Below are 26,301 nucleotides of genomic sequence, written 5' to 3' on the forward strand. Positions count from 1 at the left end.
ATCTTGGAATGCGAAAACTCACTTCTCGCCTTTCGTCCGGTTGATGCCGTTATGGCCATTCTAATCTCCGTATTTGCCGATCCTAGCAGCATGCCCATCAGGAGCAATGCATAGCCTCCCTTGCTCTCCTCAATTGCGGCGTTATTGTCCGACAATATAAGCGCTCACGACCCAGGACGACCGGTCAGTGATGTGCGTCATGGGAGACGACGTGATGTTCAGGGCATTCGGATTGATGGGCGCGGCCCTTATCGCAACTTCTTGCGGAAGCGATGGCAGCACATTGGGTTCGGCGCCATTCCCAGGGCCTTCGTCCGTGGCGGACGCCGGCTCGCCCGAGCCACTGGCAACGATCCACGACCCGGTTCTGATGGCCGAGGATGGCAGCTACTATCTCTATTCCACCGGCAGTCCCGATCATTCTCCCCTGAGGGCGCATCGCTCGCCAGACCTTGTCAACTGGACCGCCCTTCCTGCCCCCTTCCCCCTGCCCGAATGGACCACGCAGGCGGTGCCGGGCGCGCGCGGAGCGTGGGCTCCAGATATCTCGCGCTACGATGGCGGCTATCGTCTCTATTACTCGGTATCGACCTTCGGCTCGCAGGTGTCCGCGATGGGGCTGGCCACCTCCCCCACGCTCGATCCCGACGCGTCCGATTACGCCTGGACCGATCATGGACCGGTCGTCACCTCGACCCAGGGCGATCCCTATAATGCGATCGATCCCAACTTCGTGACCGATCGCGATGGCCGGGCCTGGCTCTCCTTCGGCAGCTTCTGGGGTGGCTTGATGCTGGTGGAACTCGACCCGGCAACCGGGCTGCGCAAGCCGGGCGCGCCGGTCACCAATATAGCGCGCCGGCCCGACAACGCCGAGAATGCGATCGAGGCGCCGTTCATTTTCGAGCGCGACGGCTGGTACTACCTGCTCGCCTCATTCGACCGCTGCTGCAACGGCGTCGAGAGTACCTACAAGACGGTGATCGGGCGTTCGCGCGCCATCGACGGACCATATGTTGACCGCAGCGGACGTTCGATGCTTGACGGAGGAGGGACGATCATTGCCGCGGCGGAACCGGACGACCGGTTCCGGGGGCCGGGCCATCCGGGCCATTTCCGCGATTCCGAGGGCCGAGATATCCTGGTCTTCCATGCCTACGATGCCGAAAATGACGGACGGCCCACTCTCCGGATCGGCGAACTCACGTGGACGTCCGGCTGGCCCGAACTCGAAATGCTGGAGCTACCGCAGTGACCTTTCCTTCCTTCGACAGGCGCGCAATCCTCCGCGCCTCGATCCTTGCGACCGCAACCGCCGCCGCTCCCGCCGCGCTCCGCGCCGCCTCTCAATGCGAGACCGAAACCTTGCTCAACCCGATCATCTTCCAGCGCGCCGACCCGCAGATCCTGCGTCACGGCGAGGATACCTACTACTTCACCGCCTCGGTCCCGGAATACGACCGGATCATCCTGCGCCATGCCTCCTCGATTGGCGGCCTGTCGAACGCAGAGGAGAGGACGCTCTGGCGACGGCCGGAGGAAGGCGTGATGGGGGGCCATATCTGGGCACCCGAAATCCACCGGATCGACGGACGATGGCTAATCTACTTCGCCGCCGGCAACAGCGACGATGTGTTCCATATCCGCACCTATGTGCTGGCGTGCGAGGGCGACGATCCTATGGCCGACCACTGGTCGGTGCTGGGCCAGCTCGAAACGCCTTGGGACACGTTCAACCTCGATGCGACCAGCTTCCACCATTGCGGCGTCGACTACCTGTGCTGGGCGCAACGCGAGCCGGGGATCGAGACCAATTCCAACCTCTACCTTGCCCCCCTTGCCTCGCCAACGAGCTTTGCGGCCGCCCCCGTCCGGCTGACCGTGCCGACGCTCGACTGGGAGATCCAGGGCTTCAAGGTCAACGAAGGCGCGGCTTTTCTGGCGCATGGGGACAAGGTCTTCCTGACCTACTCGGCCAGCGCGACCGACGATCGCTATGCGATGGGCCTGCTATGGGCACTGGCCGATGCCGATCTCATGAACCCGGAAAGCTGGACCAAGGCGCTGGGACCGGTGTTCCAGAGCGCGCCCGAACATTGCATTTTCGGCCCTGGCCACAACAGCTTCACAACCGACAAATGCGGGCGCGACGTGCTTGTCTACCACGCCCGCGACTATCAGGACATCGAAGGCGATCCGCTCTACGATCCCAACCGCCATGCACGGGTGCAGCGCTTCGGTTACGACGACAACGGCGTTCCTGTCTTCGGCAAGCCGGTGCGCAGCGGGCCTCTTCGGCAGGACGATCAGACCTGAGCTGATCGCCCTGTAAACTATTCGTCGAAGGGCGTGCCCTCCTGGCAGGGAGGGATCGACACGCCTTCGACGGTCTGCACGATCGGTTTCAGCCCATCGTCTTCGTCGTAGAGCAGGTGTTCCACTGTGACCGCGCGGCGATATTCAGAGCCTTCGACCCCGTCGATCGTCAGCGCGCCGTTATGGTAGAAGAAATACCACTGTCCGTTGAACTTCTCGACCCCCGGGTGGATCGTAAAGCTGTTCTTCGCCGCGCCGGTCAGCTCGCCGCGATAGGTCCAGGGGCCCTCCATGCTCGGCGCGGTGGCGTAGGAGATATGCTCGGCTTCCTGCTCGCCTTCGACGAAGGAAGCATAGGTCATGTAATAGAGGTTGCCGCGCCGGTGCAGCCATGGCCCTTCAAGGAAATTGGTCAGGTGCAGTTCCTGCACCTCGCCATCCAGCTCGATCATGTTGGGCTTCAGGCGGACGAGGTAGAGGTTGGAATTGCCCCACGCCATCCAGTGCGTGCCGTCCGCATCCACGATGACCGTCGGGTCGATATCGCTCCAAGCGCGCCATGTGTCGGGATTGTCGCGGACCAGCGCCGATCCTCGCGCATCGCGGCACGGGCCAACCGGCGTATCGCACTCGGCGACGCCGATCGCCTTTCCGGGATGCGTGTCGTCGTGCTCGACCGTGGTGTAGAAATAGAACCGGCCCTTGTGCTCGACCATCTGCGAAGCCCATGCCTCGCCCTCCGCCCAGGCGAAATCGGTCGGTCGCATGAGGATGCCGTGGTCGGTCCAGGTCTCCATGTCCTTGGTGGAATAGACGACCCACTCGTCTATCCGGAAGCCCTCGTCACCTTCATCGTGCCCGGCGTAGAGGTAGAGTGTATCACCCACGGTCAGCGGCGCCGGGTCGGCAGTGAACCGATTTCGGATGATAGGGTTGCCTCCCTCCCCGCCAATTCGTGCATCGCGTAGCGGCTGCGCCGGCAATTCGATCAGTGACTGCGCCGAAACAGGCACCGCGCTCGCGACGGACAGTGCGGCCATCATGGAAAATTTTGAATGGGTCATGCGGTTCCTCTCAACCACCGCATGCTTTTGTCAGACAAAGCCGTCAAGGGGTCGTGTAACTGACGTCCCTCGGCTTCGTCCTATGAACGGCCTCCCGGAAAATGCATTGCAGCCAAACGACGAATTGACCGGCAAGTCGAACACCAAGGATGACCAGCGATCAGACCGGAGCGGCGTCTACCCGCACAGATATGCTGCCGATATTCTCGAAATTCGCAGTCGCCATGCCACCGGGCGCGATCTCATGGACTCCAGTTATGGCACCGCTGGAAACCCACCAGCCCGCACGAGGCTCGATCTGGCGTTCGGCCAGGTTCCGAAGGAGGAAAGACACCGCTCCGAACGCTCCGTCGAGCATCGTTGCGGTCGTGGCCCTGCCCACTTCGTCACCCTCGATATCGAGCGAAACTTCGATTTCGCCGAGCATTCCCCATTGCGCCCGGTCCACGCGCTTGCCGATCAGGAGGCCGGCGTTGTTTCCATGATCGGAAACGGTGACGCACGGACCATCGGCATTGATCCGGGCATAGGGTGAAGAGGCGATCTCGATCCCGATCCGCACTTCATCCACCCAGTCCATCGCTTCCTGCCGGTCACGCGGCAACGGTCCGCCAGGCGGCGCCAGGCGGAGCATGAATTCGGCTTCGACTGCTGCAAACCCGCCGTCGAAAATCCGGAACGCATTCCCATCCTCATTCTCGAACTGGATGGTATCTTCGAAGACCGGGCCTATCAGGCGATTTGCGCCCAGTTCGTCACTCGCCGGCGGATTGATTTTGCCCACTTTCCAGCCGCCGATCTGGCGCTGCCAGATCGAAATTGCCTCATCCTGGATCTGATATGCACTGGCAAGGTCGGCGGGAGGGGGTCCCGGATAGGACAAAACCGATTTCCATGACCGACGTGCGTCGACAAACGCGTACGCAATCTGGCCCGATACGGAATTCATCGCCTTTCCCCTTTCGAGAATGCCCTTGATCTCCAGCCTTTGACGAAAAAGGAAACCGGTGTCAAAGCGATTTGCGTCTCACGGATGCGGATAGAGCAAGGCCGGACACTCCCCTTCCACAGCAGCTCGGCTATAGGTGTGCACAACGATCGAGAAGGGTTGCACGGAATGCCTAAATCCGGTTCGGCGCCGACAATCAACGATGTTGCCCGCATTGCGGGCGTATCGAAGAAGACCGTCAGCAGAGTGATCAATCGATCGCCCCTGCTCAAGGAAGCGACCCAGAAAAAAGTTCAGAAGGTCATTGCCGATCTCGGCTATATTCCCAATCCGCAGGCCCGCGCTCTTGCGCTGCGGCGCAACTTCCTGCTCGGATTGCTGCACGACAATCCCAATGCGCAGACCGTCCTGAATTTTCAGGAAGGCGTGCTCGACGCGATACGCGACACCGAGTTTGCCCTCGTGGTGCGACCGGTCGATCGCCACTCGCCCGACATGCTGGAAGATATCCGAAGCTTTCTCGAGCTGCAGAGGCTTTACGGCGTGCTCTTGCTGCCCCCTATTTCCGAGAACGACGACTTGGCCAAACTCTGCCGCGACATGGGTTGCGGCTATGTTCGGATGGGATCGGCGGCGCTCGACGAAGCCGAACACCTCGTCCAGTCAAACGACCGGGAAATGGTGGAATCCGTGATCGATTATCTGGTCGGTATCGGGCATCGCCGGATCGCGATTATCGAAGGACCAGCCGGATTTCGCTCGGCCGCAGAGCGACGGGATGGGTTCCTGGCGGCAATGAAACGCCACGGTCTCGAAGTGCCGGCCGCTGCTATCGCTCGCGGCACTTACCGGTTCAACTCGGGAATCGAAGCGGCGACGCAGCTGCTGGCGAGCGATGCTAGCATCTCTGCGATCTTCGCCAGCAATGACGAGATGGCGGCAGGCGCCTATCACGCGGCGCGGGAAAGGGGCATCAAGGTCCCAGATCAATTGTCGATCATAGGGTTCGACAACTCCCCGATCGCCGCGCATATTTGGCCCCCGATGACCACCGTCGGGTGGCCGATCCGGGAAATGGCTAAGGCCGCTGCGCTGAAACTGATCGCCCCGGATTCGGAAGAGGCCCTGCCGTCAACCTTTCCAGCAAGTCTCGTAACCAGGGACTCGGTAGCTCCGCCACCCGATGGAAGATGAAGCGAAGGTTGAAATGCCGCCCCAGTTCGGTCTACACCTCGCAATGACACCGGTTTCCTCGAGCCGCGATTCGAGGATGACTGCGAACGAAACACTTCTGTACCGAGCGAGGAAACGCCCATGAAAATCGCCCTCATCAACGAGAACAGCCAAGCCGCAAAGAACGGCATGATCCACGACGCACTCACGACGGTCGCGGGGGAGCTTGGCCATGAAGTGCACAATTACGGCATGTATACCGCCGACGACGCGGCGCAGGTGACCTATCCGATGGTCGGCCTGCTGACGGGCATCCTGCTCAATTCGCGCGCCGCCGACTTCGTGGTGACCGGCTGCGGCACGGGTTCGGGCTCGATGCTCGCCGCCAACGCCATGCCCGGCGTTTTCTGCGGGCTGGTGATCGACCCAACCGACGCCTTCCTGTTCGCTCAGATCAACGATGGGAACGCCATCGCGATGCCCTATGCCAAGGGCTTCGGCTGGGCGGCCGAGCTCAACCTGCAGGATTGCTACCGCAAGCTGTTCGAGGGCGAGAGCGGGGTAGGCTATCCGAAGGAACGCGCCGAGATCATGGCCAAGAACCGCAGCGTTCTCGCCGATCTCAAGGCTAAGACCTGCCACGACATGCTGAGCGTGCTAAAGAATGTCGACCAAGACCTGCTCAAGAGCGCAATCGCGGGCGAGAAGTTCGGCGAGCTGTTCTATGCCAATTCGCAGGACGAAGAGATCAGCAACTACCTGCGCGGGCTGTAATCGTGGCTGGCCAGGCGTTCGATCTATCGGGCAAGGTTGCGCTGGTAACCGGCGCCAACACCGGCATCGGGCAGGGCATCGCCGTCGCGCTCGCCAAGGCGGGGGCGGATGTTGCGCTGATCGCACGGCGCAGCCCGGACGAGACCAGGGCGATGGTGGATGCCGAGGGCGTACGTGCGCACGTCGTGATCGCAGACCTTTCCTCCATCGAACCGTGCGAGCGGATCGTGAATGAAACGACCGCGGCGCTGGGGCGGATCGACATCCTCGTGAACAATGCCGGCATCATCCGGCGCGAGGATGCGCTCGATTTCTCGGAGGAAGACTGGGACGCGGTGATGGACGTGAACCTCAAGGTTCTGTTCTTCCTGAGCCAGGCCGTCGCGCGGCACATGACCGGGTGGTCATCGCAGGACGGAGCGCGGGGCAAGATCGTCAATATCGCCTCGATGCTGACCTTTCAGGGCGGCATCCGCGTGCCAAGCTACACCGCCTCGAAAAGCGGCGTCGGCGGACTGACCAAGCTGATGGCTAACGAATGGGCACCCAAGGGCATCAACGTGAACGCGATAGCGCCCGGCTATATCGCAACGAACAACACCGCAGCCTTGCAGGCCGACGAAACCCGCAATCGCCAGATTCTCGAGCGGATACCCGAAGGGCGCTGGGGTGATCCGGCCGATATCGGGGGCGCGGCGGTGTTTCTGTCGAGCAGCGCGGCGGACTACGTGCAAGGGCATATCCTCGCGGTCGATGGCGGATGGCTGGCCCGGTGAACGCCGCGCCGAAAGTGGGACCGACGGTCTGTTTCGGCGAAATGCTGCTGCGCCTGTCACCGCGGCCGGGCACGCCATTGGCATCGGCGAACTGCCTTGATCTTGCAGTCGGCGGAGCGGAAGCGAATGTAGCGGTCGCGCTGGCGGGCCTGGGCTGGCCGACCCGCATGGTGACCGCCCTGCCCGACAATCCTCTGGCACGTCGGGCAATCGGCCAGCTTCGTTCCGCAGGCGTCGATTGCGGCTTCATTGCGCAAGCCGAGGGCCGCATCGGCCTCTATTTCTTCGAACCGCCCAGCGGCCCGATCGGCGGACGGGTGACCTATGATCGCGCGGGAAGCGCGTTTTGCGACAGTCCGCCGGCGGCTTTCGACTTCGCCGCCGCACTGGAGGGCGCATCGCTGTTCCACATGTCGGGGATCACGGCCGCTCTCGGCCCGGCAGGAGTCGAACTGGCACGTGCAGCCCTTGCGGCAGCGAGCGATGCCGGAGTGCCGATTTGCTTCGACGGCAATTACCGCGCCAACCTGTGGGATGCGTGGGACAGCGATCCAAGAGCGACCCTGACCGAACTTGTCGGAAACGCGCATATTCTAATCGGCAATCACCGCGATATCTCACTGTTGCTGGGGAAGACCTTCTCCGGCGATGGACCCGACCGGCGGCGGGAAGCGGCGGAGGCTGCGTTTGCCGCGTTCCCAAACCTCGAAGTGATCGCATCGACCGCGCGCCATATCGAAAGCGCGACTGCTAACCGGTTGGCTGCGCGGGTGGATCTGCAGGAAAGCCACTGGCAGACGGACGAGGTCCGGATCGCGCCGATCGTCGATCGCATCGGCACGGGCGATGCGTTTGCGGCAGGCGTGCTCTTACGCTGGCTCGAAGGACACTCTGCCCAGGAAATGGCCAAGACCGGGCTGGCGCTTGCGGCGATGAAACACGGCGTTCCGGGTGACAGCATCTGCGTCACCCGCAGCGAGATGGAAGCGTTCAATCCCGCCGGGTCCGATGTCAGCCGGTAAGGGGTTAAGTCGGCGCGCTGCGATGGGTGGGGCCTTGGCCGGGGCCGCATTCCTCGGGTCGCCAGCCCTGAGCGCTGCATTGGGCAAGTCGGACCCCCGCGTGCTGAACTATCGCGGTTTCATCGACCGCGGCGTTCCGGCATTCTGGGGCATTCGCTATGCCCGGGCGCGGCGGTTCGACCGTCCGGTTCGCGAGCCTCTGCCCGGGGGCGAGACCTCTGCCACGCACTTCGGCCCGCTGTGCCCGCAACGCAATCCGATGACGGCGGAGATGAGCGAGGATTGCCTCTTCCTCAATATCTGGTCGCCCGATCCCAGCCCGGCGGCTCGCCGTCCCGTGATGGTCTATTTCCATGGCGGAGCCTATAACTGGGGGTCGGTTACCGATCCCATTACCCAAGGTCCCCACCTCGCCGCCGAAGGCGATGTGGTGGTCGTGAGCGTCAACCACCGGATCAACCTGTTCGGTTACGGCTGGCTCCATCCTTTCGGGGAAAGATTTCGCCACAGCGGCAATGCCGGCCAGCTCGACCTCATCTGCGCGCTGGAATGGATCCGCGACCACATTGGCGCCTTCGGAGGCGATCCGGATCGGGTGATGGTGTTCGGCCAGTCCGGAGGGGGAGCGAAGATCGCGACCCTGATGGCGATGCCTGCGGCAAGCGGCCTGTTCCATTCCGCGGCCACGATGAGCGGCCAGCAAGTCACCGCCCAAGGCCCGGGCAATGCGTGGCAACGCACGCGCGCCCTGATGCACGAGCTCGGCCTGGGCGAGCACGATTTCGCTGCTTTGCTGACATTGCCGCACGAACGACTTGTCGAGGGGCTCTCTGCCATCGATCCCGTGCTTGGCGGCGGAATCTATTTCGGTCCGGTACTCGACATGGTTCACCTGCATCGTCATCCCTTCTGGCCCGATGCTGCTGCGCAATCGCTCGATATTCCCATGATCCTGGGTAACACGAGCGACGAAACACGGGCCTTCATCCGTACGGATGGGCCCGTCGTCCATGGTCTCGACTGGTCCAACATTGCCGCGCGGCTCGCCCCGCAGATCAAGATCGACCTGCGCCCCGACTGGGTTGTCGCCCAGTACCGCGCTCGCTTCCCGCACTGGAGTGCGCAGGACGTGTTCTACGCCGCGACGACCGCCGGGCGAAGCTGGCCGGGACAGGTGATCGAAGCGGATCGGCGCGCCGAAGCGGGAGCGCAGTCGACCTGGGTCTACCAGCTGGACAGGGAGAGCCCGCTCGATCCCGCTCGCGGCGCTGCCCATACCGACGATCTGCCCTATGTCTTCGGCACGCTGGACGCGCCGGGCAGCTATTCCGGCACCGGTGCGCGAGCGCGAGAAATCAGCAATGCGATGATCGCAGCCTTTGCAGGCATGGCGCACAACGGGAGACCGGGCCTCGCGGATTGGCTGCCCTATCGATTGCCCGATCGAGCGACACTGATGATCGCGCAAGACCGTATCGCGGTGGAAGACGATCCGCGTCGCTGGCAGCGCGAATTGTGGGCCAAAGCACCTTATATCCAACCCGGGAGCTGAACCGTGAAACGATCAATCCTCCTGCTTGCCACCGGCGGCCTCATGGCGGGGTTGGCCCTGCCCGCTTATGCGCAAAGCGGCCCGCCGCCTTCGGTCACCTCGACTGAGACGAGCAGTGTCGAGGGAATCAACAAGATCATTCTCGTCGGCGATTCAACCACGGCGACGGGAAATGGCTGGGGCCCTATGTTCTGCGCCCACCACACAACCCACCCCACCGCGTGTCTGAACCTCGCTCGCAATGGGAGAAGCAGCGGGTCCTACCGGGCAGAGGGGCTGTGGGATGTCGCGTTGCGGGAAATGCGGGTCGAGGGATATCGCGATGTGTTCGTGCTGATCGGCTTTGGTCATAACGACCAGCCGGGCAAGCCCGGGCGGTCGACCGATCTCGAAACCGAATTCCCTGCGAACATGCATCGCTACGTGGAGGAAATCCGTGCGGCCGGGGCAACCCCGATCCTGTTCACCCCGCTCACGCGGCGCCTGTTCGAAGAGGGGAACGTCGCGCGCGATCTGGACCCGTGGGCAGCGGCCGTTCGCCGGATCGCCCGCGAAACCGACACACCGCTGGTCGATCTCAACGAGCGGAGCCGCGACATAGTGCAAGCGCTTGGCCCGTCGGTTCAGAACATGATGGCCGAACGCCCGCCCAGCCCCGAAGTATCGGCAGCGGCTGCGATCGACGGTGAGACGCTGCCTGCCGAAACCGGAAGGCCAGACATGCCAGACACCCCTGAAGACCTGCGCATCGCCAAGATGAATTCTCGTTTCGACTACACGCACCTGGGGGAGTACGGCGCGAAGCTGTTCGCATCGGTCGTGGCGGCCGAGGTCGTCAAGGCAGAACCGAATATCCGCCCGCTCATCCGTCCCTAGAGGCGGCTAGTCCTCGCCGGACACCGGATAGGCAATGATGATCGAAAGCGGCTCCGATCCGGTCTGCCGAATTCCGACGATGGCACCTTCATAAAGGTAGGCCGCCATGCCCGGGGTAAGCTCCGCTTCCACACCGTCGGAGATCACCACACCGCGACCCGCGGTGACGTAATAGACCTCGTCATGCGCGATCGGATGTTCGCCGACCGCCGCCCCCGGATCGAGGACACGGCGGCGAAACTCCATCTTGCGCGGTTGCGGCGCGGCGTCGCTGATCCGGTAGGCGGTGGACATTCCGATGGCGCCGTGCGGGGGTGCTTCGCGCACCATCACATCGGTTTCGCTTACGACGACCATCTGCGGGGCCGAGATGGTTTGCGGCCGATCCGCACCCGCGCATCCTGCCAGTAGCAAGCCCACCGTCAGTCCAGCCGCCCCCCTCATTCTCCCGTTTCCCGCATCTCGCGATCGCGCGGCGAGAGATGCTCCTGCGCGCCCTCCTTCTGGCCCGGCCAGCGCCCCGATCGCGGGGTTAGGGTTAAGAGATCCCATGCGCTCTCGTCGAACCGGGCCGTCGTGGCGTCGAAGGTGGGATAACCGCCGACTTCGTCTTCGGAATCGATGACTTCGCCCCTCCCCTCGGCGATGAAGAAGAGCACGCGGGTTTCCATCTCGCTGCGGTCCCACGGACGCGCGCCAGCGGTTGCGAGCAGCGTGGTTTCCACATTTCTGGCGGGCAGTATTTCGTAACCGGACAGGTCAGCCAGCGGTTGGTCTTGCACGACGATCTCGGCATCGGTCACGCCGTAGCGGCCGAACATGGGCAGATCATCGCCGAACCGGTCGACCGCGATGTTGTCCCGCCCGTAATAGAGCAGATCACCCACCCCACCGATCATCAGGAATGGAAGCCCTTCGTCGGTGCTGTTGCCCCCGCGCATGACATTGCCGATCGCGGTCAGTTCGCCGTCCACCGCCGGATGCCCCGCCCATTCCAAGTCCATCAGGTTGTAATGGACCGCGCGCAGCTGCGGATCGTAGATCAGGTTGTTGATCATCAGCGCCTGCGCGCCGCCCTTGAGCAGCGGCGAGCGCTCGACGTTATGGGCCCAGATGTTGCGCTCGAACACGATACCGGTCGCATTGTCGTGAATCAGGGAGCCCTTCGAATGCTCGCCTTTTGGATGGGTCGAATCCGCCAGACCTTCGGCGGCGAGATTGAGTCGGAAAACGATATCGCGGCTCGTGCCCGCGCGCCATTCTTCTACCGTGTCCCCGGTAAACCGCGGCCCGGACGCCGACATGTTCTCGTCGATCGCCCAGAAGAAGCTGTTGTTTTCGACCAGCACCCGGTGCGCCGAACGTGTGGAAAAGGCGTCAGCCTCCCACCCGTGGCGCTTGGGCAGCCCATCGCCGCCGACGACAACGCGCAGGTGCTGCAGCTTCACGTCGTGCGTGTTGACGTCGATCCCACCACGGATGAGCGTGATCCCCGGTGAGGGAGCGGTCTGCCCGGCGATCGTGATGTAAGGTTCCGAGATCGTCAGGCTGGATCGTTCGAGATCGATGACCCCGCCGACTTCGAAGACGACAATTCGCGGTCCCCGTGTCGCCAGAGCCTCGGAAATACTGCCCGGCCCATCCTTCTCCAAGGTTGTGACGCGAATGATCTCCCCCCCCGCTCCCCCGATGGTGGGATCGGGCGACTGGGCGCTCGCCGACGCCGACAATACCACAAAAAACGCGATTTTGAGCAATAGGTGCTTCATTCAGGTGTCCTCTCTCCGACAAGCTTCTTGACACTACGCCGAGTGCGGTGCAAGAGAAGATGACACCGGTTACCAAAAACCGGGTCTAGGGAATGCAGGACTGTCTGAGGCCGTCACGCAGCAACACTTCGCTGTTGCCGTGCTCCTCAAAAAGACACCGGTGCCATTTGGGAGGAGTTTGGAATGCGTGTTCTTCTGTCGGGAGCAAAATATGCTCTTCTCGCGAGTACCGCGATGGCAATTCCGACGACGGCCTTCGCGCAAGATAGCGGGAATGACGTCGCGGACGCCGCGACGATAAGCGACGAAGTCGTCGAAGACGAGAATGTCATTGTCGTTTCCGGCTTCAGGGAATCGCTTAACGCCGCGGTCCAGGCCAAGCGCGAGGCGGTAGGCCAGGTCGACGTCATCGTGGCCGAGGATATCGGCAAGTTCCCCGATACGAACCTCGCCGAATCACTTCAGCGCATTCCGGGCGTCGCGATCGAACGCGATGCCGGCGAAGGCCGCCAGATCACCGTCCGCGGGCTCGGCGCGCAGTTCACCAGGGTCCGTGTGAATGGTATGGAAACCATTGCCACCTCGGTCGATGGCGCATCCTCGAACCGCGATCGCGCATTCGATTTCAACGTCTTCGCATCGGAGCTGTTCAATTCCATCGTGGTCCACAAAACGGCCTCCGCCCAGTTGGACGAAGGCTCGCTCGGTGCTGTGATCGATCTCAACACCGGCAATCCGTTGGCCTATGGCGCTGGCTTGAAGCTCGTCGCCTCGGCGCAGGGCCGGTACAACGATCTCAACGAAGAAATCGCTCCGCGCGTTGCTGGCCTCGTTGCATGGAACAATGCGGATGAAACCTTCGGTGTCTCGGCCTCGGTCGCCTGGACCAAATATGAGACGCCGGAGCTGGGCAACAACACTGTTCGTTGGGCGCAGGCCGAGTTCAATTCGGTCGACGGCGTAAACTGCCCGGCCAATCCCACCGACGCGGGCTGCCTCGAAGTGGCCGACGCGTTTCATCCGCGCATTCCGCGCTACGGCCTCGTCAATCACGAGCGCGAGCGGCTTGGCGCGACGGGGGCCATCCAGTTCCGCCCGACGGATAGCACGGATATCGAAATCAGCGGCCTCTATTCGAACTTCAAGGAAGACCGCGACGAGTATTGGGGCGAAGTGCTCCTGCGCTCGAACGAGGACGATATCGACGTCACCAACTATCAGATCGACGGCGACAACAACCTCATCAGCGCCGATCTGGAAAACGCGTGGATCCGGAACGAACGCTATCACCGCGAGAGCGAAACCGACTTCTACCAGATCTCCGGTCGTCTCGAGCAGCGTTTCGGGGACTTTTTCACCGCGCGCCTTCTGGGAGGCATCTCGGAATCCGATGCCCAGATCCCGGTCGAAACGACGATCATCTTCGACGATCGCGATGGCACCTACAGCTACGACTACACCGACATGGCCTTCCCGGTCCTGGCCTTCGGAACGGACGTTACCGATCCGACCAACTTCCAGCTGGCCGAGTTCCGCGACCGGCCGAGCCTGGTCAACAACAAGTTCCGCACAGTCAAACTGGACCTCGAATATGCGCCGGTCGACGGGCTGCGCATCTCGGCCGGTCCGTTCTATCGCAAGTTCGAATTCTTCACCACGGGCGCCCGGCGTGACAGCCAGTACTGCTCCGCCTTCACCTGTGCTCCGGGCACATACGGCGCGCCGGTGACCGCGGATCTCGCCGAATTGTTCGAGCTCGGCAATGCCGGGCAGCCCGCCGGCAACACCAATGCCTGGGTCGTGCCCAACCTCGACGCGGCGACAGCCTTCCTAAATCTGTACGATATCCCCGCGGTAACCCAGCAGGGGGACGAGCGAGGCGTTACCGAGGAAGTCAAGGGCGGCTTCTTCCAGACCGACTTCGAACTCGATGTAGGCCTGCGGATGACCGGCAATTTCGGTATGCGCTACGCGCACACGGACCAGACGTCGCAAGGCTTCAACAGCGGTCAGTTCGTAACCGTGGAGCGGTCTTACGACGATATGCTGCCGGCGGTGAACCTGAACGTCTTCCCGGCCGAGGATTTCATCGTCCGCGGAGCGGTGGCACGGGTCATCACCCGACCGACTCTCGGATCGCTGACGCCGGGCGGATCGGTCGACCAGTTCAATTTCCGCATCTCCAGCGGCAACCCGTTCCTCGAGCCATATCGGGCCTGGAACTACGACGTGTCACTCGAATGGTACTTCGCACCCGGCGCGATCATCTCGCTCGCCGGTTTCATCAAGGACATCGAGAGCTTCCCGGTCTCGAGTTCCACGCAGATCACCTATGCGCAGAGCGGACTGCCCACCGCGCTGCTGACTTCGGGCACGCCGGCGTACGACGCGATCGTCAATGGTACGGATCCCAACCGACAGTTTGAATTTCGCGCGGTGGGCAATGGCGAAGGCGCGACGATCAAGGGCGTCGAGTTGGGCATGAACCTGCCATTTTCCGCGTTCACTTCGGGTATGCTCGCTGACTTCGGCGTCCTCGGAAACGTGACCTATGTGGACAGCAACCAGGATGTGAATTTCGGTGGCTCGATCATCGAGACAACGTTCCCGGGTGTGTCAGAGTATTCCGCCAATGGTACGGCGTACTACGATAATGGCACGCTTTCGGTACGCGTTTCCGCTGCCTATCGCAGCGATTACAACACGGGGAACAGCGGCAACGGAAACTTCCTCGAAGGGTTCGGGGAATCGTTCAATCTCGATGCCGCGATCCGCTACCGGGTCACCGATTACCTCGAACTGACTCTCGACGGAAACAACCTGACCGACGACTACCGCTATCGCTGGACCGATGATCCCACCCGTCGGAACTACGAGAACAACCACTTTGGCCGGATCATCATGGCTGGTGTTCGCGTCGAACTTTGACGAATCGACTGAACGGGCAGGAGCCTGCGGCATGAGAAGCGATCGAAGATCACTGCTTGCCGCAGGCTTCCTGCTGTCGATCCTGCCGATGGGCCGGGCGACAGGTCAGACGTTGCCGCCGGTTGCGCCGGACGGACTTGTGCCCGGGCTGCCGCAACCGACCGAAACGCTCGATCTGTGGCCCGATGGCGCTCCCGGTTTGCCCGACACACCGCCGGTCGAACGAACCGTAGAGCGATCGCAAGATCGGCTGGTCACCGACCGGGCGGTTTCGGGAATTGCCGTCCCGCGCCTCGTCGTCTTCCGCCCCGCCCGGCCCAATGGGGCCGCCGTGCTGCTAACCCCCGGAGGTGGTTACAAGCACGTAGTGGTCGACAAGGAAGGATATGAAATGGCCCGCTGGCTCGCAGCCCGCGGGGTTACCGCCTTCGTGCTTTTCTATCGCCTGCCGGGCGATGGGTGGGAAGCCGGACCCGATGTGGCGTTGAGCGACGCCCAGCGCGCGATGCGCCTGATCAGGCATCGTGCGCGCGACTACGCGATCGAGCCGGAGAGGGTCGCAGCGATGGGATTTTCGGCGGGCGGGCACTTGTGTGCCGATCTCGCCACCCGCTTCGCTGCACATACCTATACGCCGGTCGACGCTGCAGACACACTCTCCGCCAAGCCTTTTTGTGCAGCGCCGATCTACCCTGTCGTCAGCATGACGCCGGGAGTGGCCCATGCTGGCTCGCGCGATTTGCTGATCGGCGCCGATGCAGGGCCAAGCCTTGAGAAAGCCCATTCGCCCGATCGCAACGTGCCCGCCGATGCACCCCCATTCTTCCTGCTGCATGCCGAAGACGACGACGCGGTTCCGGTCGAGAACAGCGTCCTTTTGCGCGCCGCGCTGAAAGCGCAGGGCATCCCGGTCGAGACACATCTGTTCGAACATGGCGGCCACGGCTTCGGGCTACGCAAGGCCATCGGCAAACCGGTCGAAGCGTGGCCCGAGCTCTGGCTTGCCTGGGCGCGAACGAGGAGCTTCGTATGAATATCCCTCGCAGGCATGTGCTGCTTGGTGCGGGCGCCGCCGGCGTGGGGTCACTGCTGCCCCTTTCGCTGCGGGCGGTCGAGCAGGAGCGTGTCGAACGATCCGAAGCGCGCAGCTATCGTCGCGGCTACGATAACCAGCGCATTCCGGATCAGGGCGATGGGACCTTCCTGAACCCCGTCGTCTCGGGAGATCGGCCGGACCCGGCGATCCTCAAGGACGGCGAAGACTATTACATGACCTTCTCCACCTTCGACGCCTATCCCGGCCTGACCATCTGGCATTCACGCGACCTGGTGAACTGGGAGCCGCTGGAAGCGGCGCTCACCCGCAACATCGGGGCCGTGTGGGCGCCCAGCCTGCACAAGGACAAGGGGCGTTACCTGCTTTACATCCCGGTGAAGGCGCAGCCGACCAACGACATCTTCGTGACCTGGGCCGACAACATCACCGGGCCGTGGAGCGATCCTGTCCCGCTGGGCCTGCCCCGCCACATCGACCCGTGCCACGCGATCGCCGAAGACGGCAGTCGCTGGCTGTTCCTTTCGGGCGGAGACCGTGTACGCCTGTCGGACGACAATCTCTCGCTCGCGGGAGAGGTGGAGCATGTCTACGACCCGTGGCGCTATCCCTCCGACTGGATCGTCGAGGGCTTTTCACCCGAAGGCCCGAAAATCCATCTCATCAATGGCTGGTTCTACATGATCACCGCAGTCGGGGGGACCGCGGGCCCGCCGACCGGCCACATGGTCATCGCGGCGCGATCACGATCGCTGCATGGCCCGTGGGAACACCACCCTGGCAACCCGCTGGTCCGCACCACCAGTATCGACGAGGCCTGGTGGTCGCGCGGCCACGCGTCGCTCGTTGAGGCTCCCGATGGCAGTTGGGGGTCGTTCTACCACGGATATGAAAACGGCTACTGGACGCTGGGGCGCCAATGCCTGCTCGATCCGGTGGAATTCACGCCGGATGGCTGGTTTCGCATGACCGGGGGCGATCTCTCCTCGCCCATTCTGAAGCCCCGGGGAGGCACGGCGGTGAGGCATGGCATGGCACTGTCCGACGATTTCGCTGGTCCGCTCGCCCTTGGCAAGAAATGGGCATTCTTCAAGCCGGAGGATGACGAGGCAGCCCGGGTGGACTGCGGCGGCGGGGTGTTGCGCTTCGCCGGGAAGGGAGTTGCCCCTTCCAGCGGCTCGCCGCTCTTGTTGACCGCGGGCGATCGCTCCTACCGGTTCGAATGCGATATCGAGTTGTCACCGGGCGGAACCGCCGGTCTCGTCCTCTTCTACGACGACAAGCTCTACTGCGGCCTGGGCTTCGACGAGGATCGGTTCGTAACCCACCAATACGGTCGCGAACGCGCACGACCGACGAACCCCCACGGTCGCAGCATGAGGATGCGCGTGACCAACCGGAGGCATATCGTGGTGTACGACACGAGCAGCGACGGCGGGCGCACCTGGCACCGCTTCGACCGCGGCATGGAAGTGTCGGGATACCACCATAACGTGCGCGGCGATTTCCTGATGCTGCGTCCGGGCCTGTATGCGGCGGGCCCCGGCGAGGCGAAATTCCGCAATTTCCGGTTCACGGCACTGGACGACTGACCGCACTATGGAGAGGAGCAAAGAACCCCGGGCGTTGCCTGCACTGCTGTCGAGGAGGTCCGTCCTGGCCGGATCGCTCGTGGTTGGGGCCGGCGTGCTCATTTCGGGGTGCAAGCCGGGCATGTCCGGATTGTTGACCGGCGCGGATGCGCATCCCGGCGATTACCCGACGGTGCGCGCCGTCGAATTCATGGGCCGCTACCTTGCGCAAAAGACGGGCGGCAGGCTTGGCATCAAGGTCTTCGCCGGTGGTCAGCTGGGCAGCGAAACCGATACGCTGGAGATCACGAGCTTTGGCGGGATCGACTTCAGCCGCGTCAATTTCGCTCCGCTCAACAGCATGGAGCCGCTGACGCTGCCCTTCTGTCTGCCCTTCGTGTTCGATTCCGTTTCGCACATGCGCCGGGTGGTCGACAGCGAAGTGGGTGACGAGGTGATGGCGTCGCTCGAACCGCACAATCTCATCGGGCTGTGCATCTACGATTCGGGGGCGCGCAGCTTTTACAATGTCCGCCGGCCGATCGCGGCGCCATCCGACATGCGGGGCCTGAAGATCCGCGTTCCCGCGTCCGACCTATACATCTCGATGGTCAATGCGCTGGGGGCGAACGCGGTGCCCATTCCCTTCGGGGAAATATACCAGTCGCTTGCGCAAGGGGTGATCGACGGGGCGGAGAACAACTGGCCGACTTTCGTGGGCGAACGCCATTACGAGGTGGCGGAGTACCTGAGTTTGACACGGCACCTGCTGACCCCAGAGGCGCTGGTCATGAGCAAGGCGAGCTGGGATCGCCTCCCGCCACCGGACCAGAACCTCGTGCGCGAGGCTGCCAAAGCTTCGGTCGTCGAAATGCGGCGCCTGTGGGACGCCCGTGTCGAGGAAGCTAAGGCTGCGGTCGAAGCATCGAGTGTTGAGGTGAACGAGGTCGACATACAGCCTTTCGCCGATCTCATGCGGCCGGTCTGGGACGAATACATCACCACTCCGGCCCAGCAACATATCGTCCGGCGCATAATCGAAATGAAGGAAGAATGATCATGGCCGCTGCCATTTCGCGCCTGTTGATCGGGTTTGGTTCGGTTGGACTGATCGCGATGACGGCCATCATCGGGTGGCAGGTGTTCGGACGCTTCGTGCTCAATTCCAGTCCGTCGTGGACCGAGCAGGCGTCGCTGATCCTGATGATCTGGTATGTCATGTTCGCGGCGGCCGCCGGCGTTTACGAAGGGTTCCACATTCGCATCGCCCTGCTCGAGGAAAAATTCGGCGAGCGGGCACGACCTCTCCTGCGATTCGTGGCGATGGTTATCGCTGTCATAGGCCTCGTCCTGCTGGTCTACGGTGCGCAGCTGTGCTGGGCCGTCCGCGCGAACGTGGTGCCATCGCTCGGGATAAGCCGGGCGGTTGCCTATGTGCCTCTGCCCGTGTCGGGCGCGCTCATGGCGTTGTTCGCCCTGCCGCAGATGCTCACCGGTCGGCATCCGGGTGACGATTCGCGCGAAATGAAGCCCGAATAATGGAACTTCTCGTCCTCTTCGGCGTGCTCTTCCTCCTGCTTGTCCTGGGGGTGCCGGTCGCCTTCTCGCTGCTCGCTGCCGCCCTCGCCTGTTTCCTCGCGATGGACATCCCTCCGATCGTTGCCGTGCAGCGGGTCGCGTCGGGCATCAGCATCTTCACCCTCATGGCGATCCCCTTCTTCATCTTCGCCGGCGATCTCATGTACCGGGCGGGCATCGCCGAACGGCTCGTGCGCGTCGCGGATGCAGCCGTCGGCCGCGTCCGGGGCGGCCTGGGCATCGTCGACGTGGGCGCATCGATGATGTTCGGTGCCGTATCGGGCTCGGCGATCGCGAGCGCGTCGGCGATCGGATCGACCATGGTCCCGTTGATGAAAGACAAGGGTTATCCGGGCGACTACGCGGTCAACGTCACCGTTACCGCCGCCATCGTCGGCCTGCTGATTCCCCCGTCGCACAACATGATCATCTACTCCGCCGCATCGGGCATCGGTGTCTCGATCGGCGATCTGTTCCTGGCAGGCATCCTCCCCGGGCTGCTGACCGGGATGATGCTCATGCTGGTAGCATGGCTGGTCGCACGCAGCGGCAAGCTGCCGACCGGTCGCTTCCCCGGCTGGCGCGAATTCATTCTTGCAACGGCCTATGCGATCCCGGGGTTGATGACCGCGGTCATCATCATGGGCGGGATCCTGAGCGGGTTCTTCACGCCGACCGAAAGCTCTGCGATCGCCGTGATCTACACGATGCTGATCGGGACCTTCGTCTATCGCAGCCTGGGCTGGAAAGGCATGTGGGAGGCGGCGGCGAAGTCGGTCCGCACGGCCTCGATGGTGCTTTTCATCATCGCAGCGGCGACCGCCTTCGGCTTTGCGCTGGCATTGCTCGAAGTACCGGCGGCGTTGGGCGCGCTGATAGGGGTGATGACGGACAATCCGATCCTGACTCTGATTATCATCAATCTGATGCTGCTGGCGCTCGGCACCTTCATGGACATGGCTCCGCTTATCGTGATCACCACACCGATCTTCCTCCCGGTGGCGATGGGTGTCGGCGTCGATCCGGTCCACTTCGGCATCATCATGATGCTCAATCTGGGCATCGGCCTCGTCACGCCGCCCGTCGGATCGGTTCTCTTCGTCGGGTCCGCGGTGGGAAAGATACCGGTCACTTCGCTCGTGAAGACGATCTGGCCGTTTTACCTCACTCTGGTCGCCGCGCTGATCGTCATCACCTTCGTACCGTCGCTCTCGCTCTGGCTGCCGACGGTGTTCGCCGGCTGATCAAAGCGTAACGCCGCGTTTCCAGATGGAGATCACGCGCTGGCCGGTACGCTCGGCCTGCGTCGGTCGTCCTCCGGCCACCGCATTGACATAGTCGGCGAAGGCATGATCGATCGCGTCTTGTCCTTCGGTCAGGACGCGCCCTGCATCGAAATCGATCCAGCCCGGCTTCGAGGCAGCAAGCCGGGAATTCGAGGACACCTTGACGGTCGGCACAGGGAAGCCGAGCGGGGTTCCGCGACCGGTCGTGAACAAGATCATCGTGGCGCCCGCCGCGGCCAGCGCGGTCGAGGAAACGGCGTCGTTCCCCGGCGCTTCGAGCAAGGTTAACCCCGGAAGCTCCGCTGTGCCGCCATAATCGACGACATCCACCAGCGGTGCGCGTCCGCCCTTCTGCACCGCGCCAAGGGACTTTTCTTCGAGCGTAGTAATCCCGCCAGCAATGTTTCCCGGCGATGGATTTTCGGAGACAGGCAGTCCTTGGTCAAGGAAATAACGCTTGAACCGGTTCACCAGTTCGCCGCCCGCAGAAAACACCGCGGGCGAAGAAGAACGCGCCAGCAGAGCGTCTTCCGCGCCGAATATCTCGGGTATCTCGGTCAAGAGCAGCTTGCCGCTAGCCGCGGCCAGGGCATCGCTGAACCGGCCGAGTAGGGGATTGGCCGTCAGGCCTGAAAGCGCGTCCGAACCACCACACTTCAGCCCCACAGTCAGCGCGCTTGCCGGCGCTCTCTCGCGCTCCAGTGGAGCCAGCATTTCGACCAGTTCGCCGATGATTGAGAGAAGCTGTTCCCGTTCGTCGCCTGCCTCCTGCGCACGCATCGTGCGCAGCTTGCTCCGGCTTCTGGCCGGCACCAGTGCGACCAGATCGTCGAGCTGGTTGCTTTCGCAGCCCAGCCCTACCAGCACCACACCGCCTGCATTCGGATTGTCGCACAGCGCGGCGAGCACATCTCTCGTTCCGGATAGGTCGTCGCCGAGTTGCGAACAGCCGTGCGGATGGCCGAAACCTATTATGCCGTCGAGCTTCCCGCGATGGATCTCGGCAGCTTCCCTGGCCACCATTTCCACCAGCGGTGCTACGCAGCCCACCGTCGGCAGGAGCCAGATTTCGTTCCGCGTCGCAAATCGCCCGTCCGCGCGGCGATAGCCCTGCCAGTCAGCCAGCGCCCCGCGTTCGATCGCCCCCGAAGCCGCAGGTGCAGGCTCGAAAGCGCCATAATCGAGTTCGCCAGACAATGCGGACGCGAGATTATGCGAATGGACGTGCTGACCAATCGCGATTGCCCGGCTCGCCTTCCCTATCGGCGCCCCATAGCGGATCACCTCATCGTCGCTTGCGTGCTCCTTGAGGGCGAACTTGTGCCCCGCGGGAATTGCGTCGAGGAGCTGGACGGATGCGCCGGAAATGGCGACGTCCTCCCCCTTTTCGAGGTCGCGCATGGCGATCCCCACGCTGTCGTCCCGGTGGCAGTGCCAGGCCACGGGTGCGCCCTCATCGATCTGAAGTGCTTGTGATATCTCGTTCATGTCCGACAAGGCTCGCCCGCAAATGTAGAGAGTTGATCTTTACGCCTCAGAGAGGCAAAAACACCCTTTGACACCGGTTACCATAATTCGCCGCGTGCCAACAATCACCAACGCTCGCCGACATAACGCGGACCGGAAATGCAAGGACTTGAAGGATGAGCAAGCCGCTGCGACTGGATGAAGACCGCTTGTTCCCTGCCGATCCAGGGGTCCGGTCCATCGCTCGCACCTTGTATGCCGAGGTTGCAGAGCTTCCCATCCTAAGCCCGCACGGCCACACCGATCCCCGATGGTTTGCGAGCAACGAGCCGTTCGGAAATGCGACCGAACTGCTCCTCCACCCCGATCATTACCTGTTCCGGATGCTCTATTCGCAGGGAATCGCGCTGAGGGCCCTTGGTATTTCTGGAAGCGGCGCGGACCCACGCGCATCCTGGCGCATACTGGCGGAAAACTACCACCTGTTTCGCGCAACACCTTCTCGCATCTGGCTCGACTGGGTATTTGCCGAGGCGTTCGGCATCGACGTCCGCCTGGATGCTTCGACTGCGGATTTCTATTTCGACACGATAACCGACAAACTGCAACAGGACGATTTCCGTCCAAGAGCGCTCTTCGACCGGTATGGACTGGAAGTTCTCGCGACTACGGAGAGCCCGCTCGACACGCTCGAACATCACAGGCAAATTCGGCAAAGCGGCTGGGGCGGCAGGGTTATAACGGCATACCGGCCCGATCCGGTCGTCGATCCCGAATTCGAAGGATTCATCGATAATCTTGCCCGTTTGGGAGACATTACCGGCGAAGATACGATGACCTGGTCGGGATATCTGGCTGCTCACCGCAATCGCAGGGAATATTTCGCGAGCTACGGCGCGACATCGACCGATCATGGCCATCCGACCGCCGCGACCTCGAACCTGTCTGCGGCAGAGGCCCGGGACCTGTTCGACCGCGTGAAGCGCGGCGGTGCATCGCCCGCGGATTGTGAACTGTTTCGCGGCCAGATGCTGACCGAGATGGCCGCTATGAGCATCGACGATGGGCTGGTCATGCAGATCCATCCCGGCAGCTTTCGCAATCACAACTTCAAGCTCTTCGAGCAATTCGGCCGGGACAAGGGCGCGGACATCCCGACCCGCACCGATTACGTCCACGCGCTCAAACCGTTGCTCGATCGCTTTGGTAACAATACCGACCTCTTGATCATCCTCTTCACGCTGGACGAGAGCAGCTATGCGCGCGAGCTGGCACCCCTCGCGGGGCACTACCCGTGCCTCAAGCTCGGCCCCGCATGGTGGTTTCACGACAGCCCCGAAGGCATGCGCCGCTTCAGGTCGATGACCACCGAAACGGCTAGCTTTTACAACACCGTCGGCTTCAACGACGATACGCGAGCCTTCCTCTCAATCCCGGCGAGGCACGATGTGGCACGGCGGATCGATTGCGGCTTCCTGGCGCAGCTGGTTGCCGAGCACCGCCTGGAAGATTGGGAAGCTGCCGAACTGGCACACGATCTCGCCTACAATCTCGCCAAGAGCGCTTACCGCCTGTGAGGCTAAGCCCCCAATCCCTGGCACAGCTGAGAGGCGACGTAACCCGGTTCGCTTACGACCGCGACGCTCAGAAAATCGGGATCGTGCATTTCGGGATCGGCGCTTTCCACCGGGCCCACCAGGCATGGTACACCGATCTGGCGATGAGCGCCGGAGACCGGGATTGGGCGATCTGCGGCGTCTCCATGCGGTCGCCCGCGGTTGCCAGGCAGCTCAACCCGCAGGCCGGGCTGTATACGCTGACAGAAAAAGCCGGCGAGCGCGCGAAGACGCGAGTCATCGGGTCTGTGCGGGAGGTCCTTTTTGCGTCCGAGCAGTTCGAACAGGTCGTCGAACGCCTGGCCGATCCTGCGTGCCATATCGCAAGCCTCACCGTAACGGAAAAGGGCTATGCTCGCGGCGACAGTGGCGATCTCGACCTGCGTCTTGCGAGACGGAGCTTCTATCCGATGCTTTCCGAAGCCCTGCTAAGAAGGCGCGCGACCGGCCTTGGGGGACTCACCATTATCTCGTGTGACAATCTGGCCGACAATGGGCGAGTTCTGGATGCGTTGATCAGGCAATGGCTCGGCGCCCAACTGCCTGACCTGATCGGATGGTACGAAAGCGAATGCCGGGTGCCTTCGACCATGATCGACCGGATTGTGCCCCGAACGCGGTCCGAGGACTTGGACGCGCTGGAAAAGAGGATTGGCATCACCGACGAAGGCGCAGTCTTCACGGAGGAGTTCAGCCAGTGGGTGGTCGAAGACAACTTCGCAGGCCCCCGCCCCCGCTGGGAAGATCACGGTGTAGAACTGGTCGGCGACGTGGCCCCTTTCGAAACGGCGAAGCTTCGAATGCTGAACGGTGCGCACTCCTTGCTTGCTTATTGCGGGCTACGAGCCGGCCATGAATTCGTCCATGAGGCGATTGCCGACCCGCTCCTGCGAAACTTGGCGAACACGCTTATGCGACACGAAGCCATCCCGACGATAGAGGCAACGCAAGGCCAGGATCTCCAGCAATACGCTCGCCATCTGATGAAGCGTTTTGCCGATCCGGCGCTCAGGCACCGCCTGGACCAGATTGCGATGGACGGCACACAGAAGATTCCGCAGCGCTGGCTGAATACCGCTCTGGCATCGCTGCGGCTCGGCCTCCCGTTCGATTCCATACGATCGGGCTTCGATGCATGGATCTGGCACTTGGTCGATGGGCGCTGGCTCGATGATCCGCATGGGTCGGAGCTCAGGCGAATTGCTGGCTGCGATGGACGCGCCGCGGTGATCCAATATTGTCTGCTTGGATGGGGCGCCAGAGGGCCGCTCTGGCCCGGATACGAGCTTCTGGCTGAGACACTCGCCGATCCGGTCATTTGAGGAACGATATGGACTGGTACCAAGAACTAGCGAACAAGATCGGCAAGGGACTGCTGACCTTTCCCGTCACCCATTTCGATGGTGATCTGCAATTCGACGAAGGCGCGTACCGGGCGCACTGCGATTTCCTGCTTCAGCACCCCTTCGCTGCGATATTCGCAGCCGGTGGAACGGGCGAATTTTTCTCGCTCACCCCGGCAGAGGTATCGCGTGTCGTGCGCGCGGCCGTCGGGGAAACGTCCGGGCGGGTGCCTGTCGTCGCGGGTTGCGGATACGGAACGGCGCTTGCCTGCGAAATGGCGCGCGATGCCGAAAACGCCGGAGCCGATGCGATTTTGCTCCTGCCCCCGTACCTGGTCCAGGCAAGCCAGGATGGATTGGCCCGCCATGTCGAGGCCGTTTGCCGATCCACCGGCCTAGGCGTGATCCTTTACGGGCGCGATAACTGCCGGATTGCTCCAACCACGCTGGAAGCCCTGTGCGATGCCTGTCGCAATCTCATCGGCTACAAGGACGGTATCGGCGATATCGAGCTTTTCGTAGCGCAGCAGGCGCTGATGTCCGAACGCCTGGTATATATTGGCGGCCTCCCGACAGCCGAAATGTTCGCCGCCCCTTACCTGGCGATGGGATGTTCGACCTATTCTTCGGCGATCGCCAACTTCGCACCGAAACTTGCCTTCGAGTTTTACGACGCAATTCTGTCCAACGACACACAGCGCACTTCGGGAATGCTGGAGCGTTTCGTTCTGCCCTACGTCGATATCCGGAATCGCGGTGCGGGATATGCGGTTGCGATCGTGAAGGCCGCGATGCGGATCGTAGGCCGAAACGCAGGACCTGTTCGTCCCCCGCTCGAAGACCTGCAGACCGATCATTTCCGCGAACTGGAAGCCCTCATTCTTCGCGAAATCGAGGTTTTGAAATCGTAATGGACAAGCAGTTTCGATCGGGCCCCAAGCAAGACAAGCACGAAAAACATAGAAGGATTTCCGGCTGCGGGGCCCGCCCTTTCTAGGCGAAGAAAGGACCAGTGGCGGAGAGGGTGGGATTCGCCTTGTGAAGCAATATACTTGTAAATGAGGCCTTTATATAAACAGCCATAGCCGTGCCCCCCCCCCATAGACACCCTACTTTCATTAAGAAATCGGGTCGATTTTAGAGCTGTTCTCCCAAGAGCATTCACCCCACTTTCGCCCCAAGCCTGT

At 62.4% G+C, this 26,301-nt stretch carries 22 protein-coding genes; 17 read left to right on the forward strand and 5 right to left on the reverse strand.

The features are described from left to right. The first annotated feature begins 316 nt into the window (after positions 1–316). Positions 317–1,255 (forward strand): arabinan endo-1,5-alpha-L-arabinosidase, encoded by a 939-nt coding sequence (locus DL238_RS13205; RefSeq protein WP_181883956.1) that lies wholly within the window; start codon positions 317–319, stop codon positions 1,253–1,255. Further along, positions 1,252–2,316 carry a glycoside hydrolase family 43 protein gene (locus DL238_RS13210; protein ID WP_234031103.1) on the forward strand — a complete coding sequence of 355 codons (1,065 nt, stop codon included), beginning with the start codon at positions 1,252–1,254 and terminating at the stop codon, positions 2,314–2,316. The genes DL238_RS13205 and DL238_RS13210 overlap by 4 nt, the downstream gene beginning before the upstream one ends. 17 nt (positions 2,317–2,333) lie before the next feature. Here DL238_RS13210 and DL238_RS13215 read toward each other — a convergent pair whose 3' ends face one another. Together DL238_RS13215 and DL238_RS13220 are read right to left on the reverse strand one after the other, a co-directional pair. Beyond that, a complete protein-coding gene (locus DL238_RS13215; RefSeq protein ID WP_234031104.1) occupies positions 2,334–3,380 on the reverse strand; it encodes a family 43 glycosylhydrolase in 1,047 nt (348 codons plus the stop codon). Between the two features lie 160 nt (positions 3,381–3,540). Beyond that, on the reverse strand, positions 3,541–4,329 hold the full coding sequence (locus DL238_RS13220) for a 2-keto-4-pentenoate hydratase (protein WP_115492931.1): 789 nt from the start codon (positions 4,327–4,329) through the stop codon (positions 3,541–3,543). Between the two features lie 168 nt (positions 4,330–4,497). Between DL238_RS13220 and DL238_RS13225 the strand changes: the two genes are divergently transcribed. The 6 genes from DL238_RS13225 to DL238_RS13250 all read left to right on the forward strand — a co-directional run bounded on the left by DL238_RS13225 (position 4,498) and on the right by DL238_RS13250 (position 10,502). Continuing rightward, the gene (locus DL238_RS13225) at positions 4,498–5,523 is read left to right on the forward strand and encodes a LacI family DNA-binding transcriptional regulator (protein WP_115492932.1); all 1,026 of its coding nucleotides are present in this window, start codon (positions 4,498–4,500) and stop codon (positions 5,521–5,523) included. Positions 5,524–5,643: 120 nt separating this feature from the next. Further along, positions 5,644–6,276 carry an RpiB/LacA/LacB family sugar-phosphate isomerase gene (locus tag DL238_RS13230; protein ID WP_115492933.1) on the forward strand — a complete coding sequence of 211 codons (633 nt, stop codon included), beginning with the start codon at positions 5,644–5,646 and terminating at the stop codon, positions 6,274–6,276. Between the two features lie 2 nt (positions 6,277–6,278). After that, on the forward strand, positions 6,279–7,052 hold the full coding sequence (kduD, locus tag DL238_RS13235; protein ID WP_115492934.1) for a 2-dehydro-3-deoxy-D-gluconate 5-dehydrogenase KduD: 774 nt from the start codon (positions 6,279–6,281) through the stop codon (positions 7,050–7,052). Then, complete coding sequence (locus tag DL238_RS13240) at positions 7,037–8,074, forward strand: sugar kinase (RefSeq protein WP_115492935.1); 1,038 nt, start codon at positions 7,037–7,039, stop codon at positions 8,072–8,074. Before kduD ends, DL238_RS13240 begins: the two co-directional genes overlap by 16 nt. Then, the gene (locus DL238_RS13245) at positions 8,061–9,626 is read left to right on the forward strand and encodes a carboxylesterase/lipase family protein (RefSeq protein ID WP_115492936.1); all 1,566 of its coding nucleotides are present in this window, start codon (positions 8,061–8,063) and stop codon (positions 9,624–9,626) included. The genes DL238_RS13240 and DL238_RS13245 overlap by 14 nt, the downstream gene beginning before the upstream one ends. 3 nt (positions 9,627–9,629) lie before the next feature. Next, the gene (locus DL238_RS13250) at positions 9,630–10,502 is read left to right on the forward strand and encodes a rhamnogalacturonan acetylesterase (protein WP_199798061.1); all 873 of its coding nucleotides are present in this window, start codon (positions 9,630–9,632) and stop codon (positions 10,500–10,502) included. A gap of 6 nt (positions 10,503–10,508) precedes the next feature. Here DL238_RS13250 and DL238_RS13255 read toward each other — a convergent pair whose 3' ends face one another. Further along, positions 10,509–10,859 (reverse strand): cupin domain-containing protein, encoded by a 351-nt coding sequence (locus DL238_RS13255; RefSeq protein WP_234031152.1) that lies wholly within the window; start codon positions 10,857–10,859, stop codon positions 10,509–10,511. 83 nt (positions 10,860–10,942) lie between these two features. Next, positions 10,943–12,271 carry a pectate lyase family protein gene (locus tag DL238_RS13260; RefSeq protein ID WP_115492939.1) on the reverse strand — a complete coding sequence of 443 codons (1,329 nt, stop codon included), beginning with the start codon at positions 12,269–12,271 and terminating at the stop codon, positions 10,943–10,945. Positions 12,272–12,505: 234 nt separating this feature from the next. Between DL238_RS13260 and DL238_RS13265 the strand changes: the two genes are divergently transcribed. From DL238_RS13265 to DL238_RS13290, 6 genes are all read left to right on the forward strand, one after another. Then, a complete protein-coding gene (locus DL238_RS13265; protein WP_234031105.1) occupies positions 12,506–15,199 on the forward strand; it encodes a TonB-dependent receptor in 2,694 nt (897 codons plus the stop codon). Between the two features lie 31 nt (positions 15,200–15,230). Continuing rightward, positions 15,231–16,232, forward strand: a complete 1,002-nt coding sequence (locus DL238_RS13270; RefSeq protein ID WP_115492941.1) for an alpha/beta hydrolase — start codon at positions 15,231–15,233, stop codon at positions 16,230–16,232. Beyond that, entirely contained in the window at positions 16,229–17,845 is a 1,617-nt protein-coding gene (locus DL238_RS13275) for a family 43 glycosylhydrolase (protein WP_115492942.1), read from the forward strand. The genes DL238_RS13270 and DL238_RS13275 overlap by 4 nt, the downstream gene beginning before the upstream one ends. Positions 17,846–17,966: 121 nt before the next feature. Next, the gene (locus DL238_RS13280) at positions 17,967–18,881 is read left to right on the forward strand and encodes a TRAP transporter substrate-binding protein (protein ID WP_234031106.1); all 915 of its coding nucleotides are present in this window, start codon (positions 17,967–17,969) and stop codon (positions 18,879–18,881) included. A 2-nt stretch (positions 18,882–18,883) separates the two neighbouring features. Then, on the forward strand, positions 18,884–19,363 hold the full coding sequence (locus DL238_RS13285) for a TRAP transporter small permease (protein WP_234031107.1): 480 nt from the start codon (positions 18,884–18,886) through the stop codon (positions 19,361–19,363). Beyond that, entirely contained in the window at positions 19,363–20,646 is a 1,284-nt protein-coding gene (locus tag DL238_RS13290; protein WP_115492945.1) for a TRAP transporter large permease, read from the forward strand. The genes DL238_RS13285 and DL238_RS13290 overlap by 1 nt, the downstream gene beginning before the upstream one ends. Here the strand turns inward: DL238_RS13290 and DL238_RS13295 are convergent, their stop codons facing one another. Beyond that, on the reverse strand, positions 20,647–22,176 hold the full coding sequence (locus DL238_RS13295; RefSeq protein WP_115492946.1) for a UxaA family hydrolase: 1,530 nt from the start codon (positions 22,174–22,176) through the stop codon (positions 20,647–20,649). A 155-nt stretch (positions 22,177–22,331) separates the two neighbouring features. Here DL238_RS13295 and uxaC point away from each other — a divergent pair, with 155 nt between their 5' ends. The 3 genes from uxaC (at position 22,332) to kdgD (ending at position 26,025) form a co-directional block, all read left to right on the forward strand. Next, entirely contained in the window at positions 22,332–23,732 is a 1,401-nt protein-coding gene (gene uxaC, locus DL238_RS13300; RefSeq protein ID WP_115492947.1) for a glucuronate isomerase, read from the forward strand. Positions 23,733–23,815: 83 nt separating this feature from the next. Then, positions 23,816–25,093, forward strand: a complete 1,278-nt coding sequence (locus DL238_RS13305) for a mannitol dehydrogenase family protein (RefSeq protein ID WP_234031108.1) — start codon at positions 23,816–23,818, stop codon at positions 25,091–25,093. An 8-nt stretch (positions 25,094–25,101) separates the two neighbouring features. Further along, positions 25,102–26,025 carry a 5-dehydro-4-deoxyglucarate dehydratase gene (gene kdgD, locus DL238_RS13310; RefSeq protein WP_115492949.1) on the forward strand — a complete coding sequence of 308 codons (924 nt, stop codon included), beginning with the start codon at positions 25,102–25,104 and terminating at the stop codon, positions 26,023–26,025. The last annotated feature ends 276 nt before the right edge of the window (positions 26,026–26,301 follow it).

The organism is Alteriqipengyuania lutimaris, assembly GCF_003363135.1.
GTDB classification, from domain to species: Bacteria; Pseudomonadota; Alphaproteobacteria; order Sphingomonadales; family Sphingomonadaceae; genus Alteriqipengyuania; species Alteriqipengyuania lutimaris.

What these genes read in the sequence shown, in the direction of transcription:
- DL238_RS13215 (WP_234031104.1), bottom strand. Translation starts at nt 3,380, where the DNA reads ATGACCCATTCAAAATTTTCCATGATGGCCGCACTGTCCGTCGCGAGC.
- DL238_RS13220 (WP_115492931.1), bottom strand. Translation starts at nt 4,329, where the DNA reads ATGAATTCCGTATCGGGCCAGATTGCGTACGCGTTTGTCGACGCACGT.
- DL238_RS13225 (WP_115492932.1), top strand. Translation starts at nt 4,498, where the DNA reads ATGCCTAAATCCGGTTCGGCGCCGACAATCAACGATGTTGCCCGCATT.
- DL238_RS13230 (WP_115492933.1), top strand. Translation starts at nt 5,644, where the DNA reads ATGAAAATCGCCCTCATCAACGAGAACAGCCAAGCCGCAAAGAACGGC.
- DL238_RS13240 (WP_115492935.1), top strand. Translation starts at nt 7,037, where the DNA reads ATGGCTGGCCCGGTGAACGCCGCGCCGAAAGTGGGACCGACGGTCTGT.
- DL238_RS13245 (WP_115492936.1), top strand. Translation starts at nt 8,061, where the DNA reads ATGTCAGCCGGTAAGGGGTTAAGTCGGCGCGCTGCGATGGGTGGGGCC.
- DL238_RS13255 (WP_234031152.1), bottom strand. Translation starts at nt 10,859, where the DNA reads ATGGTCGTCGTAAGCGAAACCGATGTGATGGTGCGCGAAGCACCCCCG.
- DL238_RS13260 (WP_115492939.1), bottom strand. Translation starts at nt 12,271, where the DNA reads ATGAAGCACCTATTGCTCAAAATCGCGTTTTTTGTGGTATTGTCGGCG.
- DL238_RS13265 (WP_234031105.1), top strand. Translation starts at nt 12,506, where the DNA reads ATGGCAATTCCGACGACGGCCTTCGCGCAAGATAGCGGGAATGACGTC.
- DL238_RS13270 (WP_115492941.1), top strand. Translation starts at nt 15,231, where the DNA reads ATGAGAAGCGATCGAAGATCACTGCTTGCCGCAGGCTTCCTGCTGTCG.
- DL238_RS13275 (WP_115492942.1), top strand. Translation starts at nt 16,229, where the DNA reads ATGAATATCCCTCGCAGGCATGTGCTGCTTGGTGCGGGCGCCGCCGGC.
- DL238_RS13280 (WP_234031106.1), top strand. Translation starts at nt 17,967, where the DNA reads ATGTCCGGATTGTTGACCGGCGCGGATGCGCATCCCGGCGATTACCCG.
- DL238_RS13285 (WP_234031107.1), top strand. Translation starts at nt 18,884, where the DNA reads ATGGCCGCTGCCATTTCGCGCCTGTTGATCGGGTTTGGTTCGGTTGGA.
- DL238_RS13290 (WP_115492945.1), top strand. Translation starts at nt 19,363, where the DNA reads ATGGAACTTCTCGTCCTCTTCGGCGTGCTCTTCCTCCTGCTTGTCCTG.
- DL238_RS13295 (WP_115492946.1), bottom strand. Translation starts at nt 22,176, where the DNA reads ATGAACGAGATATCACAAGCACTTCAGATCGATGAGGGCGCACCCGTG.
- uxaC (WP_115492947.1), top strand. Translation starts at nt 22,332, where the DNA reads ATGAGCAAGCCGCTGCGACTGGATGAAGACCGCTTGTTCCCTGCCGAT.
- kdgD (WP_115492949.1), top strand. Translation starts at nt 25,102, where the DNA reads ATGGACTGGTACCAAGAACTAGCGAACAAGATCGGCAAGGGACTGCTG.